11 protein-coding genes are annotated in these 15,763 nt (G+C 41.6%); 2 read left to right on the top strand and 9 right to left on the bottom strand.

The genetic code is table 11. The features are described 5' to 3' along the window. Window positions 1-201: 201 nt before the first annotated feature. From DS891_RS15730 to DS891_RS15690, 9 genes are all read right to left on the bottom strand, one after another. Complete coding sequence (locus DS891_RS15730; RefSeq protein WP_010607669.1) at window positions 202-618, bottom strand: biopolymer transporter ExbD; 417 nt, start codon at window positions 616-618, stop codon at window positions 202-204. Continuing rightward, on the bottom strand, window positions 618-1,340 hold the full coding sequence (locus DS891_RS24850; RefSeq protein WP_010607668.1) for a MotA/TolQ/ExbB proton channel family protein: 723 nt from the start codon (window positions 1,338-1,340) through the stop codon (window positions 618-620). Before DS891_RS24850 ends, DS891_RS15730 begins: the two co-directional genes overlap by 1 nt. A gap of 13 nt (window positions 1,341-1,353) precedes the next feature. Then, window positions 1,354-2,073 carry an energy transducer TonB gene (locus tag DS891_RS24570; RefSeq protein WP_174170301.1) on the bottom strand — a complete coding sequence of 240 codons (720 nt, stop codon included), beginning with the start codon at window positions 2,071-2,073 and terminating at the stop codon, window positions 1,354-1,356. A gap of 305 nt (window positions 2,074-2,378) precedes the next feature. After that, window positions 2,379-3,464, bottom strand: a complete 1,086-nt coding sequence (locus DS891_RS15715) for an ATP-binding protein (RefSeq protein ID WP_174170300.1) — start codon at window positions 3,462-3,464, stop codon at window positions 2,379-2,381. A 225-nt stretch (window positions 3,465-3,689) separates the two neighbouring features. After that, complete coding sequence (locus DS891_RS15710; protein ID WP_102056208.1) at window positions 3,690-5,072, bottom strand: sigma-54 dependent transcriptional regulator; 1,383 nt, start codon at window positions 5,070-5,072, stop codon at window positions 3,690-3,692. A gap of 390 nt (window positions 5,073-5,462) precedes the next feature. Then, the gene (locus DS891_RS15705) at window positions 5,463-6,464 is read right to left on the bottom strand and encodes a lipopolysaccharide assembly protein LapB (protein WP_174170299.1); all 1,002 of its coding nucleotides are present in this window, start codon (window positions 6,462-6,464) and stop codon (window positions 5,463-5,465) included. Between the two features lie 68 nt (window positions 6,465-6,532). Next, entirely contained in the window at window positions 6,533-8,953 is a 2,421-nt protein-coding gene (locus DS891_RS15700) for an ABC transporter permease (protein WP_102056210.1), read from the bottom strand. 10 nt (window positions 8,954-8,963) lie between these two features. Next, window positions 8,964-9,677 carry an ABC transporter ATP-binding protein gene (locus DS891_RS15695; RefSeq protein WP_010607661.1) on the bottom strand — a complete coding sequence of 238 codons (714 nt, stop codon included), beginning with the start codon at window positions 9,675-9,677 and terminating at the stop codon, window positions 8,964-8,966. A 9-nt stretch (window positions 9,678-9,686) separates the two neighbouring features. Further along, window positions 9,687-10,952, bottom strand: a complete 1,266-nt coding sequence (locus DS891_RS15690; RefSeq protein WP_102056211.1) for an efflux RND transporter periplasmic adaptor subunit — start codon at window positions 10,950-10,952, stop codon at window positions 9,687-9,689. Window positions 10,953-11,676: 724 nt separating this feature from the next. Here DS891_RS15690 and DS891_RS15685 point away from each other — a divergent pair. Further along, window positions 11,677-13,971 carry a penicillin acylase family protein gene (locus tag DS891_RS15685; protein ID WP_174170298.1) on the top strand — a complete coding sequence of 765 codons (2,295 nt, stop codon included), beginning with the start codon at window positions 11,677-11,679 and terminating at the stop codon, window positions 13,969-13,971. A 61-nt stretch (window positions 13,972-14,032) separates the two neighbouring features. Beyond that, on the top strand, window positions 14,033-15,754 hold the full coding sequence (locus tag DS891_RS15680; protein WP_174170297.1) for a cyclic peptide export ABC transporter: 1,722 nt from the start codon (window positions 14,033-14,035) through the stop codon (window positions 15,752-15,754). The last annotated feature ends 9 nt before the right edge of the window (window positions 15,755-15,763 follow it).

Below are 15,763 nucleotides of genomic sequence, written 5' to 3'. Positions count from 1 at the left end.
TTGGATTAGACGAGTGAGAATTTAATTTATTTAAATATTTATGAAATTAATTCGTATTTAAACTGTCTAACGAGATCCTTCGTCGTTTAGTGCCTAATCTCTGCCCGTTGCACTGTGTTAAAAAAGCTAAGTTCTATCTATTTATCAATCTTTATAGCGCTATAACAAGGCGACACCCCGCTTAGCGCTATCTTGCTTTTATTACTTGGTTTGTGTCACAAAGTTCAGCGAGTTAACGCCCGATTGCTGCGCCAGTGCCATAACCTCGACTATTTTTTCATAGGGGACTTTGGCAGCGCCTTGTAATTGGACCGGAGGCTGCGGTGATTGTGCTGCAACTTCAACTAAACGTTGTTTAAGTTGCGCGAGCGTGATGGCTTGTTGTTGCCACTGAATATCACCATTCGCTTGTACTATCAAAGAAACGCTGTCGGGCAATACCTCTACGCTGGTTTCTTGCAAGGCTGCTTTGGGCAGCTCTACTTCAATGGACTGAGTGATCACAGGCATGGTGATAATAAAAATGATCAGCAATACCAGCATCACATCCACAAGTGGTGTCATGTTTATTTCAGCCATGACCTCTTCGTCATCTTCAAACCCTTGGCCAAACGCCATTATTTACCTCCGACCGATTTAAATACTGGGCGCTTAGCGTTTGCATTTGGTGCAGAGCCCATCAGTAAGAATGCGTGTAATTCGTGAGCAAAGTGGTTCAGGCGGTTTACAACGCGTTTGTTTCCCCGAGTGAGTGCGTTGTAACCCAGTACTGCGGGGATAGCGACGGCAAGGCCAAAAGCAGTCATAATTAATGCTTCACCCACAGGACCTGCTACTTTGTCGATACTTGCTTGGCCACTAACGCCAATGCTTATCAGGGCATGGTAAATTCCCCATACAGTGCCAAACAAGCCGATAAAAGGAGCAGTGGCACCAATGGAAGCGAGTATCGCTAAGTTACTCTGTAGTTCCGATTTACTTTCGTCAATAGAAGTTCGTAAGCTGGCAGTTAACCATTCCGCGATAGGTAAATTACCATGCAAATCTTCTTTGTGTTGCTCATGATGCGCCTTGGCATGCATGCCTTCGTTGACCAGTGAACTAAAGGGCGTCGCTTGGCCCGTTGGAGTTTCGAGCAATAAAATACCTGACTGCACATCTTGTGCGTGCCAAAACTGCTTAGAGCCAACAAGTGGCTGTTTTAATTTATAAAGCTTAATGCCTTTAATTAATATGACGCACCAAGTTGCGATTGACATAAACAGCAGACTAAACGCTACTGCTTTAATGACGATATCGCTTTGTGCCCACATGGCGGCGATTCCGTATGGGTTCTCCATGACTGTTCCTTATTTAATTTAATGCAAAATTGACAGGCTGCAGGTACCAATAACCGATCGCTTGTCCGTCTTGAGTTGCCGGTTGGTATTGCCAGTGTTTTACAGTTGCTTTTGCAGACTGATCTAGGCGACCGTGGCCACTCGACTCATGTATTTCTATCTCAGAGACGCTGCCGTCCGCTTCAATATAAATTTTTAATAAGACTGTCCCTTGTTCTTTAAATTTACGGGATAATCTTGGGTAAATAGGTGCCGGATTGTTTAATGCATTCGCGTCACTCATGTGCGGCAATACAAGTCCTGGCGGTAAACTCGGATCCTGAGAGGTGGTGGCCACCTCAGCTGTGTTACTAACATTTTTTTGTTCTGGTTGGACTGCGGAGCTGACTGGAGCAGGCTCTACAACAGGCTCAGGCTCTACAACAGGCTCAGGCTCTMCAACAGGTTCAGGCTCTACAACAGGTTCAGGCTCTACAACAGGTTCAGGCTCTACAACAGGTTCAGGCTCTACAACAGGTTCAGGCTCTACAACAGGTTCAGGCTCTACAACAGGTTCAGGCTCTACAACAGGTTCAGGCTCYACAACAGGCTCAGGCTCTACAATAGGCTCAGGTTCTACAATAGGCTCAGGTTCTACAATAGGTTCAGGCTGTTGAACTGTCGTTACCTCTGTTTGGGATGGTAAGTTGATAAACTTGCCCTTAATGCTAGAGTGCTGAGAAGATATTTCCATTGGCTCCGGTATTGAGGTAGTTGTCCACGCAAAAGCAATGCCTCCGATATGAATAGCAATAACAAGGAAACATGAACTTAAGGACGCGACGTCTGGGGTTTGCTGTCGCAAAGCTTTTGTGTGTGAGGTAGGCACAACTACGTACATCCGTTACTAATTTAAATGCAAATCGTTATTACTTTATTTTGTTTGTTACAAAAATACAAGAACGATCCCGCTAATTGATGGATATTTTGTTTATGAATGATTCATCTACTGCAATAAGGTGTATACCTAAAAATAGTAATATAACGCTGTAGCAATTGTTACGATTGCAACCTTGGAAGAGAAACTATTGCAACAGCTCCTTTTTTATCGTTTCTATTTTGAATTTGTAAATCACCTAAATGGTTGAAAAGTATTTGCCGGCTAAACACTAGACCTATACCGCTGCCAGACACTTTGGTAGAAAAAAACGGAATAAAGAGGTTGTCAGTATTACTAATGCCGACACCCTCATCAATTATCTTTATACTGCAATATTTGTCGCTTTGTTCAAACTCAATGGTAATCTCTCCTGTTGTTGTACTCATGGCTTCTTGAGCGTTTTTTAAAAGATTCACAAAGACTTGTTCTAATTGGTGTGGATCAGCATATAGCTGGCATTTCGTTGGATTTAGTAGTGATATTTTGCTATCGGGAAATAGTAAAATACATTTTTCGATAAGTTCACAGATGTCGAGCGGTTGCTTATTAGGTTGAGGTAGCTTACTAATTTTCTGAAAGTTGCTAATAAATTTGTAGAGCGAAGTTGAGCGATTATGGATCACCGTAAGACCCTGCTCAAGAGCCGGTGTAGCACTTTCTAGTTTCTGAAGCTGTTTCAGTAACGTGGCACTAATAGAAGAGATCGGAGCTAAACTATTGTTAACTTCATGACTGAGTACTCGATGTAAGCGTTGCCAACTCTCTCGCTCTTTATCTATTAATAACCATTGTACGTCGCTGATAAAAAACAGATAGTTGAGCTGCTGATGATGAATGTATTTTACTACCGCAATTCGATAGGTTTTACTAACAGCACCATCTTTAATGGTAAAGCTTTGTGGCTGTCTTGTAACTTGTTCTACAGGGATTGTAGTGCAGCTTAAGTTTGCGCCTTGTTGTGACGATTGAAGGCCTAGTAGCTCATTAGCTGCGGGGTTTGCAAAGGTTATGTCGTAGTTAACATCCGTGGCAATTATTCCTACATCAATGTGAGTGATCACTTTTTCCAGTAAAAGTTGGCTTTCTTTTATGGCAACATTTTGTTGTGCTAGTCTTTGTGAAAGTGTATTGAGGAGCTGTTTTATTTCTAGCATCTCATCATCTTCAGCACGGATGGCTGACCGTATGTTGTAGTCTTCGTCCACCAGTGCTTCTAGTAATACAGCAATGTTTCTAGTTTGGTTGTAATAGCTCGCTTTTATGTGGTTAGTTAAAAACAGGCAGGCTGGAAGTAGAAATAGCCCTGTCAACGCTATGATATATTTAGATACCGATAGTAAGCTTAATAAATAACAAAAGGCTAAACTCAATACTATGAGCATTCCAGTTGTGGTTTTAAGTGTGGTAGACAAGGTCAAAGCTGCTATGTTTTAAAGGTTGTACTTTTCAATTCTACGATAGTAGCCGCTTCGGCTAAGGCCTAATGATGCTGCTGTCTTTTTCACATTTCCTGCATAATGTTCAAGTCTTTCGATGATGGCTTGTCGTTCGAGTTCATCCAAAGTCAGATTTAATGGTACCGCTGCGGTAACCGCAGCGTTTGCTGTTGTAGCTGCAGGCTCAGTAACTAAGTGCAAATGATGTGCATCTATGACACCGTTTTGACACATAAATACAGCCCGTTCAATACAATGGTTAAGTTCTCGAATATTGCCTGGCCATGAATGTGCTTTAAGTTTCTCCATGGCGCAATTCGTAAGCCTTATTGGTGCGAAGCTATACTCAGCGATGAGCTTATCTAACATATGATCTACTAAAAGAGGAATATCTTCCAAACGCTCCCTAAGTGACGGTACACGAAGTTCGATAGTGTTTAGACGATAAAATAGATCTTGGCGAAATGTTCCTTCCATTATCGCTCTGACTAAATCCATATTAGTGGCGCTAATGACTCTGACGTCAGCGTGATATACCTGTGTGCTCCCAACCGGTGTATACATTTTCTCTTCAATCACGCTAAGTATTTTAGCTTGTTGAGAAAGGGGAGTGTTCCCTATTTCATCTAAAAATAATGTGCCACATTGAGCCTGTTTGACAAGACCTTCTCGACTAGTAATTGCTCCTGTAAACGCTCCTTTTTTATGGCCAAAAAATTCACTTTCAAACACACCATCAGCGATAGCTCCCATATTTACGGAGATAAAAGGCTGCTGACTTCGTTGTGAGTCATTATGTATATAGCGAGCGAGTAGCGTTTTTCCTGTGCCGTTTTCACCGGTAAGTAAAATGCTCGATTGGCTTTCTCGTAATCGATCTATTTCTGCAATTAATTTCTGCATCGCAGGTGAGTCTGCGATTAGAGTGCAGTGATTATTACTGAGTTGCGTACGTAACTGATTGTTTTCAGCACTTAGTTTTTTGCTTAACCTTTGGCTATCGCTTAAGGCTAATTGGGTTTTAATGCTGTTTGCGAGGTGTTCGTTCTGCCAAGGTTTTTGGATAAAATCATTAGCACCTTGTTGTAGAGCCGTTATTGCTAACTCTACAGTAGCCCATCCGGTCATGACTATTACGGGGATGTCCCATTTGGCTCGAATATTAGCTAATAACTCTAGACCTTCCATACCTGAGGTGCTGTCTAAGTGATAATTAAGGTCCATGAGTATTAGATCGAAGTGCTTTGTTTCCAGTGCATTAAGTAGCTCTGTTGGGGTAGTAGCACTGAATACCTGATAGTCAAACTCAGCAAGCAGTAGTTGTACAGAGGTGATGATGTCTGGATTATCATCTGCTACAAGAATCGATTCACTCATCGTGATTTCCTAATTAACAGGCAGCAATTCGTAGAGCATATCTTGCCATTTTTGTCATTTTACTACTCCTCTGGTGGTGACAATGCAACCCGTAAGACTATCTATATCATATATTTGCTTAGCTGAAGCGGCGTTATTAGTATTTAACGCCTGCTATATTAAAACGGTAATTTGATATTACAACAACAACTGCTTCACAAACATTACGCTTGCTGCTTCGAGGTATCATGTGTATCAAGGAAAAAATCTTTATCTATATGATTTACATTATAAAAATTTAATCTTTACTCATGACCTTTGCTAGGATAAATAATAGCAATAACTCCATCTTGCTGAATTACTTGTGTTTTTTCAAGTCAATTTTTACCTTCTCTATATTACTAATGTCGCTTATTGGCTTACTTTATCGAGTGCACGGCGAATATCTCGCTTTGTTGAACTGTCATTGCTAAGTGTTAGCGCTTGTTGATAAGCACTTTTAGCTTTATTGTTGTCCTTTACGGCTCGACTTAGCTCACCCAACAGCATTAAGTATTCTATGTGCTGCTCATCTTCTACTTGTTCTTTGCTTATTAAGCGCTCCATGGCATCAACTGCTAATTGCTTATCCCCGTGTTCCTGTAATGCTAAATAAGCGGCAGACACACAAGTGTCTCGCCAAGTAGGTAACAACCCAGTGGCTACATTATTAATTTGGCACCCTTTAGCGAACAGATTCTGTGCTTGTTCTTTGGCCGAAAAAGTCCAAAGCAAATTAGCGGCTCGGTTTACTAAGGCAATATCATGAGGGTAGTGTTGATTCACAAAATCTACAGTTTGTAACGCGAGGCTTTCATTTTGAGTGTTTTGAAGGTAATCCATGAGAGCCAAATAATAATAATGTTTATCCATGTCTTTCAGTCGTTCGACGATGGCTTTCGATGCTTTCTTTTCTGAGTCCCAAAAGCCGCTTTCAATAGCTAAAGCTTTTGCAGCAGCAACTAAATATTTAGGATTGTTTGGTGCTAACTCAGCAGCTCTAATTGAATGCTTATTAGATTTTTCCACCAGACCAAGTTTATTAAAGAGGTTCGATTGCTCCTTAATTTGATACCATAATTCGCCAGCTACAAAATGCACTTCGGCATTTTCTGGATGCCGCTTGATCAAGGCATTTAGCATCGCTTCTTTATCGTCGCTATCTTGTGCTACTGCAACGGATACAGCCATTATTTCCGAGTTAAGATCTTTGTTTTTTTGGGCCGCTAATGCTTCAGCGACTTGCTCATATTGTCGATTGTAAAATGCCGATTCAAGCGAAGTGGTTTGTGGGGCGGGTTGTTGCGCTTGCGACGTCGCGCAGAGCATAACAAGTGCTGTAAAGCCGACGCGTATGACAGTAGTTGTAAACATTTCCTTCTCCTTAGGGTCTGATTTTAGGACCTAGCTGACAAAGATCGTCAGCTAGGAGGTTTGCTACATCAGTCTTCACAGCGCAGTGTTTCACTCGGCTCTAATTGAATTGAGCGGCGCGCAGGAAGGTAAATGGCGCTTAACACAGCCGTGCTTGTTATTACAATTACAACCAAGGCGCTAATCGCGTAGAGATAGATATCTAACGCGATGATCTGCCAAGTGGCAAAGCTGAGTATGGCTGACAAAACTAAACCAATACTTAGACCCTTTAACATCGGTCTTGCTCCGAGTTTAACGAGCCAGCGGATGATGTTTTGATCGTTTGCACCTAATGCCCTGCGGATCCCAATTTCATGTTGGCGTTGGGTAACTGAATTGGCCGTGAGGCCATAAATACCTGTCACTCCCAATGCCAAGGCAAATAAGCCGCATTTCAAAAATAGTTGGGTTGCAGAGTGAGTGAGATCCCTTAGCATTACGAGTAATTCTTCCATACTTTTAAGTGCACTGATACGTACTTCTGAGTCTATTGCGTATAGCGTTTCATAAATCACTGAGCGAGCTTGTTGCTCTGAACCAATAAACTTGTATTCTATATTGATATTACCGCTATCTAGTTGACTTATTGGACGATAAATTGTCATTAGATTTTTAGGATCGCTAACTGGAGTGCCTTCAACACGATCTGAAACTACGCCGACAATTGTTGCCCAAGTACTAGCTGTTTCTACTTCGTCACTTATTTTAAGTTGTTTACCTATGGCCGATCCTTCAGGCCAATAAGTCTGTGCTAAAGTTTTACTGATCATTGCTGCAGGCATGGTGTTCCCTTGGTCCCTTGAATCTATATAGCGGCCTGTGAGTAGCTGGACACCTGTGAATTGAATGTTGCCTGATACACTTCTAATCACAGCTTGTGGTTTATCTTGCTCCAGCTGGTATTTTATACCTTGTTGCATGAAGGTATTTTTACCAAAGCTAGTAGTGACAACTGCATCAGACACACTTGACTGTTGCTGTAGCCTAGATGCGATATTTTGGTAGAGTGCATTGCGGCGAGGGTGGGAGTCGTAACGTTCTGCTGGCAGAGAAACTTGGGCAGACAAGATGTTTTTGGTGTTTAAGCCAATATCTAAATTGATCAGCTGATTGGCAAAAAAACTAGAGACAATACCTAGGTACATTAATACCGTAACAACAGTAATTTCGGTAGTGAGTAGCATTCTAGTAACTTTGTTTCCTTTGCTGCTAGCCGCGCCTCTGGTACCACCTCGCAAAATGGCGTTGAAGTCGCCACCTGTTACATGTAGCGCAGGTAATACACCTGTCATGATAATAGCGACAAAAATGAAGATGATAGTCGCAAAGATAGTATTCAGGTCAAGTCCCCAGTGCCACCAATAGGCCAATCCGTCAGCTAGATTCATGTTAATCCAAAACTGATTAACTTGTTGCAGTGCCCAGCCTGATAAAAGTAAAGCAATAACGCCACCAGCTACGCAGATAATAATACTTTCCCACATCATTTGGACGATAAGCCGTTTCTGCGGCGCACCAAGGGCGACTCGGATAGATATCTCTTTGGTTCTTGCATTCATGCGGGCTAACAGTAGATTCCCCACATTAATTGCTGCTAGCAGAAAAATAAATCCGGTGACTATGTTTAGAATGGTGAAAACGATAATACCATCAGCGCCATTGGTTTGCGCGGCTTGAAAAGTCGTGATGTAAATGTCATCGATTGCAGTATCACTATTTTGACGACGCATCTCATAAGTGTTTTTGGCGATGCGAGATAGTGCGTCATTGGCAACGTTTTGTGCTATATCGGGTTTTATCCGAGCGTATACATCTACATAAACTTGATCCCTATTTTGAGTCGTAAACAAGGGCTCAGGAATCGGCAGCCATAATTTTGAAGCAACAGGGAAACCATATCCCTGAGGCATAACGCCAACGACTCGGGTATTTTTACCATTGATTTTAATTGTGGAGTCAAGAATATCCGGCGTGCCGAAGAACTTACTTTGCCAAAGGTCATAGCCTATCACTGCAACTTTTTCTGACCGAGGGGAGCTGTCATCAGGTCTAAAAGCTCGACCCATTAGCGGTTGGACGCGGGAGAATTGGAACAAGTTCCATTCACTAAAAGTAGCATTGTGAGACTGAGCTTGACCATTAATATCCAAAAGCACTGAAGTTGAATAATACATGCCATATTCACTTAGCGTTGATATTTGTGGCCGAATGGCAGCAAAGTCAACGGCATCAAACATACGGTCATAGCCCTGTTCTGTCGCTTGTAGCTTCACTATCGACTCGCCTTCGGGTAATGGTAAATCAGAAAAGACGAAGGTATGCAAAAAAGAGTAGCTGAATATACTGACCGCAAGACCGCCAGCCAATACGATGGTTGTCAAAATAGTAAAAAGCGGAGACTTTGCCAAAAGTCGAAAAGCGTATTTTATATCTAATAAATAATTCATAGTGCACACCTTAAGCGGCAGAGTTTTTTGCGCTTACGACTTGATCCGCAACGATTTTACCATCAAACATCTCAACTTGGCGGTTGGCTTGTCCAGCTGAGCGCGGGTCATGTGTCACCATAACAATCGTTGTACCTTCATTGTGTAACTTTTTTAGTAATTCTAAAACCGCATCAGTGTTTTTAGAATCAAGGTTACCAGTTGGTTCATCAGCTAAAATTAAAGCTGGCTTTCCTGCAATCGCTCGGGCAATGGCAACACGTTGCTGCTGGCCCCCTGATAGCTGACTTGGGAAATGCTTACGGCGATGTTGCATATCAACCTTTTCTAGTGCGAAGTCAATAAGATGACTAATTTGTTTTTGGTCGATGTTGTTTCGATAACTTAGTGGTAGAGCAATATTTTCCTCTACAGTCATATCGCTAATTAAATTAAAAGACTGAAACACAAATCCAATATGCTCATTACGGATGGCGGCTCGCTCATCTCGACTGATTTGGCTGACATCATGCCCACTTAGTACGTATTTACCTGCTGACGGCACATCAAGTAAGCCAATGAGCGATAGCAGTGTCGATTTACCACAACCAGAAGGGCCTGTAATTGCAATATAATCGCCAGAGTTAATAGTGAGACTGATCTGGCTTAATGCATAAGTTTCAACATCTTCCGTTGAGAATTTTTTCTCGATATTGTCCAGTTGAATAATTGTTTTATTTGTCATAAGGCTTCCCTAATTGAGGATGATTTCCGCATGCTGCTCCCAAGCAGATTGGTCTGAAATGATAATTCTGTCACCTGCTTTGAGCCCAGACAGTATTTCAACGGTGTTTGTTGATACTTGGCCAAACTCAACTTTAACGCGCTGGGCTGTTTTTGAATTGTTATCTACACGATAGACATATGCTTGTGTATTTTCTGAGGCAAATACTGGGCGTTTAACAAATAGAGTGTCCTTTTTATCTGCGATCGCAATAGTCCCTTCGACACTTAAGTCCGGTCGAGCCTCTGGTGGAAGTTCTCCTTGCAAATTGACTTCCACTTTAACTGTTCCTTCAACAACATTGGGATCGATCCGTTCAACAACTCCATTAACTGTCGAAGTCCTTGTGTCTATTTTTACTTTTTGTCCTTGTTGAATATTTTGTACTTGAAGCTCTTGTACTTTTAACTCGGCCTGAAAGTCATTTAAGCGGGCTATCTTGGCTACGCCATCGCCACTAGTCAATTGTTGCCCGAGTTCCAGCTCCATCTCTTGTACAACACCATCGGAGGTCGCCACTATATCTAATGCGTCGACTTGACCTTGAACTTGTTGTAACGTCTTTCGCATTTTATTTAAGCGCGCTTTAGCACCAGCAATATGAGCTTCGAGATTCTCTTCCATTTTTTTATATTGCTGAGCTTGTAAGTTTTGACGCAGCTCAATGTTTTTCATGGTCAATTTAGTTTTCGAGTGGTCAAGTGCTGAAATAGTTGAGTTACCAGCTTTTATAAGGGCTTCTTGGGCATCCAGTACCAGTTTGGTGGATTCAAACTCGGCATCGGTCTCCAGTAGCGTTGTTTTGAGTTGGAATAATTGCGATTCTAATGCCACGCGTTCAGCCTTTTTCTCGGCAATCAATGCCTCGAGCTCCCATGTGGTTTCTTCCTTTTTTTGTATTAACTGGGGGTTTTGCAAAGAAACTAAAATGTCACCACGCTTTACGCTATCTCCAGGTTTAACCCACAGTTGTTTAACTCTGCCGTTAATATCAGTAGAAATCCAATGGATCTCTTTAGGGACTAATGCACCATAGCCTCTCACGTTAATAGTGAATTGGCCTTGCTGAACGTTAGCAAAAAGTAAACTACGATTATTGGCTATATAAGAAGCGTTGGAGTATCCGCTATTAAAGAATAAATAAAACACAATAATGACCATTGCACTGGCTGTGATAATTAACCACATTTTTTTGCTGACGTTTTTCTTACTCTTTTTATTAATAGTTATATCCATGAACTCTACCGTATATCTTCTGATGTAAGCTTGGTTAGCAGATTTAATACCAACTTCTACTTTTTTTTATTTGTCAATTGGAATCAATTGGTTATGTATTTTTAAAAGACTTTACTTACAGCAGGCAAAAGTCCCACTTTCGATACATTTGCAATTTTTTGTTCCGGAATTGATATATCTCGCGATTAACATCTTGGGTTACATGTTTTATGAAGTAGACCACTACTGGCAAGACCACATACCCTCTAGCTGTTTTTCCTTTACTTATAAAGCTGATGTTAAAACAGATGAAAAATTAGCCATTAGTTTGTTTTGTTTCACGAATGGTTGCAAGTGTTATTTTTTTGTTTTCTTAGTTGATTTTGTGTTTTCTAAAGGTTAAGTTTGATTGTGGTTATATTTTACCCTAGTCAGCGACTTAGCCAATTTCAACAGATTAAGTCTCGCTCATTCATGAACACGATTTCGTTTTAACAGCCCGAGTGACTGGAGGCAGTCGTCACTGGGAGTTCAGGGGATCTTAGGGGTTGTTGGGTTTAGCAGTACAGGTGCTAGAAATAAATTATAATAAAAAAGGATTAGTTCGCTCGTGTTTAAGAGTTACCCATTGATTTCAAGAGTAATTTTAGTGGTCTTACTACCTTTACTCGTTATTCTGATATACGGAGTTAACCATCTTCAGGCAAGCCTCCCGCCACTCAAAGGGCAGCTAAAGGCTCCATGGTTGAGCGCTAATGTAAAAGTTTATCGTGACCAAAATGGCGTTGTTTATCTCGACGGTAGTGATGATCAAGATATTTTCTTTGCAACAGGGGTTGTCCATGCTCAAGATAGAATGTGGCAGCTTGAACTTCAAAAACGCATGGCTCAAGGACGCTTGAGCGAAGTACTCGGTCGAGATGCTCTAGGAAGTGACATTTGGATACGAAGCCTTGGAATTTATGGCGCTGCAGAGCAAGCTTGGCAAAACCTTTCTCCCGAAGCTAAAAAGTCAGTTACAGCGTATGTTGCTGGGATTAACTATTGGATTGCGCAACAGACTGTTTATCCAGCTGAGTTTACTTTACTAGATATAAAACCACAGCGATGGCGAGAAATAGATACTATTGCTTGGGTTAAAATGTTTGCGCTAAATTTGGCTGGCAATATGAATGATGAGATTCGAAACTATATTGCCGCTCAGTCTTTGCCAGAAAAGCAGCTTACTCAGTTATTTGGTGGCATCACCAGTAAGTTTAGTATTGCTCAATACTCCGAATTTAATCAACAACCTACTTTAGTCGCACTTGAAAATGTGATGCGACGTAACTCGCAGTTACAAAAACAATTTAACTTTGGTGGTCAATATGTTGGTAGTAATGCGTGGGTTATAAGTGGCAAGCATAGCAAAGATAATATGCCTATTCTGGCAAATGATCCGCACTTAGGACTGCAAATCCCCTCATATTGGTATGCACTTTCGCAACAAGGTGAGCATCTATCAGCTAAAGGAATGGGCTTGGTTGGTACCCCGTTGATTATCTTTGGTCAAAACGATCATATCAGCTGGGGGGGGACTAATATGATGGCTGATGTGCAAGACCTATATTTCGAAACTTTAAACATTAACCAAAAAGGCTTATATGAGTCTGGGAGTTCATGGCAACCACTTGGTGAGCGAATTGAGATCATAGAGGTTAGAGCTGACACTCCAGAATTACTGAATAAACGTATAAAGCCAGTAAAAATCAATGTTCGAACCACTGAGCGTGGTCCCTTGATCAGTGATATCAAGCAGTCAATGATGCACCCTGTTTCCCTAAGGTGGACAGGATTAGACCCTGATGATACGTCTTATGAGGCTTTTTTTAAGCTTAACTATGCCAACAATTGGTCATCATTTGAAAATGCCCTCAGCTTTTTAGTCGCGCCAGCACTGAATATGCTTTATGCCGATACCGAAGGGAATATTGGTTACGCTGGAGCAGGACGCATACCTATAAGGGCTGTTGGTGAAGGGGTAATCCCCTTGCCTGCTGGTCGGGTTAATACCGATTGGGCTGGCTATATTCCGTATCAACAAATGCCTAAGCTATATAACCCGGAAAGTGGCATTATCGTGTCAGCCAATGATGGTTTGTTATTTGATTCTTATCCATATTTTATCAGTCATGCATTTGCCCCTAGCTATCGCAGTCAGCGGATTAGCGATTTAATAAAAAATCCAGAAAGGCTGCTCACAGCAAAGGACATGATGAGCATACAAGGGGACACATTAGATCTTGAAGTGAAAAAATTGCTGCCGCTGGCGCAGCAAATTCAACCGCAGAATGAGCATCAACGTCAAGCGCTAGAGCTGCTGAAAAGTTGGACCGGCAATATGTCAGCGGATAGTCAGGCGCCAAGCATTTTTATTGTGTGGCAGCGTGAGATAAGAAAGTTGCTATTAAAGGACGAGCTGGCTGGCTTTTGGAATCAGCAAGGGCAGCTAGATATTTTGCAGGACATTGCATCTACTTTACCGCTGACGACTGTTGTTGAGTTGCTGCAGCATCCGCAATGGTGTGTGGATAGTGCAACAAACTCCTCTAGTGATAATTGTCAACAACTTATAAATAAAGCGTTTAAAAAAGCCTTGCAGGTGTTATCAAATCAACTAGGTGAAGACATTGCTGGATGGAATTGGGGAGAGTTGCAACATACTGAATATGCTCATACTCCCTTTAGTCATATAAGAGTATTGGATGGCTTATTTGAGCGCAGGGCTCCTGCTGGCGGCTCAATACATTCGGTCAATGTTGCAGCCTCATATTACGACAAATCACAAGGGTTTGTGCAAAACTTTGGTGCTGGTATGAGGCAAATCATAGTGATGGGCGATCCTGAGCAGCACTTCTACATGAACTCAACTGGACAGTCTGGCAATCCGATCAGTGAACATTACGATGACATGGTTATGAAGTTTAGTCGAGTAGAGTTCGAAAGGTTTGATGCAGAACCATCGCAGCTTGCTTACGTTGAATTGATTGCGGGTGATTAGGCACGTCATGGAAATGAAAAACGACGCTATTTTCTTGGCATTAGTCTAACTAAGGATAACTATGAAGCTGTTTGATGTATTTACAAAAAAGGCGCCTAACAAGGTATTTTGTGCCATCTTTCTCGGAGCGCTGGCGGGCATCGCTTATTCACTTCTTATTCCATTGGTCCTAAAAGCGCTTCAGCCGTCGTTGGGAGGGTTGGCAACAGAGTCAGATCAATTAGAACTCTTTGGTTGGCAGGTAAGCAGTGCCAAATTTGCAATTGCGTTTGCTATTTTATGTGCCCTTATTTTTGTAACACGTTCACTTTCACAAGTATTACTGACTCGTGTTGCGCTTGAGGTCACGACGCAGATGCGTAAGGACATGTACGATCGCATCCGTAAAGCACCAATAGTGGCGTTGGAAAAAGTAGGTTCAGCTAAATTGATTGCAGCGCTAACGACGGATGTTCAGAGGATCGTGATGGGAGCGAGAGTGCTACCTGATTTATTAACAAATGGTGTAACGCTACTGGGCATGATGATCTTTCTCTACTATCTCAATAGAGATGTTTTTCTGTTTGTCGCTTACTGCATTGTATTTGGTGTGGTGACTTATCAATTACCCATGTATGTGAGCCGAGTATATATAACAAAGTCCCGCAAGCACGTTGATAATTTACAAGAAGGTATCCGCGGTATTATTAATGGTGCGAAGGAGCTCAAACTAAACAGAGCCAAAAGTGACGATTACTTTGATTATGCATTGCATCAGCAAGAAAGCCATATCCTAGCCTCCGATAAAATAGCGCAAAGCGTACTGCGAGTTGCTGTGAATTACGGTGATATTTTGAGTTTTATGGTGATTGGAATGATCAGCTTTGTCTTTGTCAATTATCACCAAATATCTTCATCTGAGTTGATTGGTGTAGTGATGGTGTTGTTGTATATCGCAGGTCCAGTATCGGTGATTTTGAACGCTATTCCCCAGATTGCGATTGCTAAAGTCTCAGTTAGGAAAGTTAACACCCTGCTAGAAACATTACCCGAAGAGCAATTTATCGAGAAAATTTCTCCACTTCCAGAATGGCAAAGTATTCGTTTTGATGACGTAAGTTTTCGATATTTGAGTGTTGATGATAAACCCGGATTTAAAGTAGGACCGTTGAGTTTCGAAATTCGCAAAGGTGAGGTTGTTTTTATTGTCGGAGGGAATGGTTCTGGGAAATCCACGCTGAGTAAATTGATGACACTGCATTATCAAGCAACAGAAGGCGATATTTACTTTGGTGACACAAAAGTAACAATGGAAAGCCTAGCTAGTTGCCGTGAAGAAGTTGCAGCCATTTACTCTGATTATCACTTATTTAAGCGTCTTTTTGGTTTGAAAGTGGATCCGGAAAGAATTACTCAATTGCTTCGTGCATTGGATCTTAATGAAAAAGTGAAGGTTGTAGATAACGCATTTTCAACGACTTCGTTATCGGATGGGCAGAGAAAGAGATTAGCACTTTTGGTTAGTGTCCTTGAAGATAAAAGCTTATACCTTTTTGATGAATGGGCAGCCGATCAAGACCCCGAGTTTAAAGAAATATTTTATACGGAAATTCTTCCGCAATTAAAGTCAGCAAATAAAGCCGTAGTAGTTATAAGCCACGATGACAGGTACTTCAAAATCGCTGATAAGGTGATCCGAATGGAGCAAGGTCAGCTATCAATCTTGCAACCAATCGCTACCGACCCCTCTCCCACAACAGAACTTAAACAACTAAGTGGCCAGTTGAACGCGATAATCCAATGAGCTAGGAAG

The sequence above is a fragment of the Pseudoalteromonas sp. JC28 genome, from assembly GCF_013319255.1.
Classification (GTDB): Bacteria; Pseudomonadota; Gammaproteobacteria; order Enterobacterales; family Alteromonadaceae; genus Pseudoalteromonas.
This window is presented reverse-complemented; position numbering and strand designations above follow the sequence as displayed.

Bases quoted from the DNA above. Each gene is read 5' to 3' on its own strand.
- DS891_RS15695 (WP_010607661.1), bottom strand. From the start codon at position 9,677: ATGACAAATAAAACAATTATTCAACTGGACAATATCGAGAAAAAATTC.
- DS891_RS15690 (WP_102056211.1), bottom strand. From the start codon at position 10,952: ATGGATATAACTATTAATAAAAAGAGTAAGAAAAACGTCAGCAAAAAA.
- DS891_RS15705 (WP_174170299.1), bottom strand. From the start codon at position 6,464: ATGTTTACAACTACTGTCATACGCGTCGGCTTTACAGCACTTGTTATG.
- DS891_RS24850 (WP_010607668.1), bottom strand. From the start codon at position 1,340: ATGGAGAACCCATACGGAATCGCCGCCATGTGGGCACAAAGCGATATC.
- DS891_RS15710 (WP_102056208.1), bottom strand. From the start codon at position 5,072: ATGAGTGAATCGATTCTTGTAGCAGATGATAATCCAGACATCATCACC.
- DS891_RS15730 (WP_010607669.1), bottom strand. From the start codon at position 618: ATGGCGTTTGGCCAAGGGTTTGAAGATGACGAAGAGGTCATGGCTGAA.
- DS891_RS15700 (WP_102056210.1), bottom strand. From the start codon at position 8,953: ATGAATTATTTATTAGATATAAAATACGCTTTTCGACTTTTGGCAAAG.
- DS891_RS15680 (WP_174170297.1), top strand. From the start codon at position 14,033: ATGAAGCTGTTTGATGTATTTACAAAAAAGGCGCCTAACAAGGTATTT.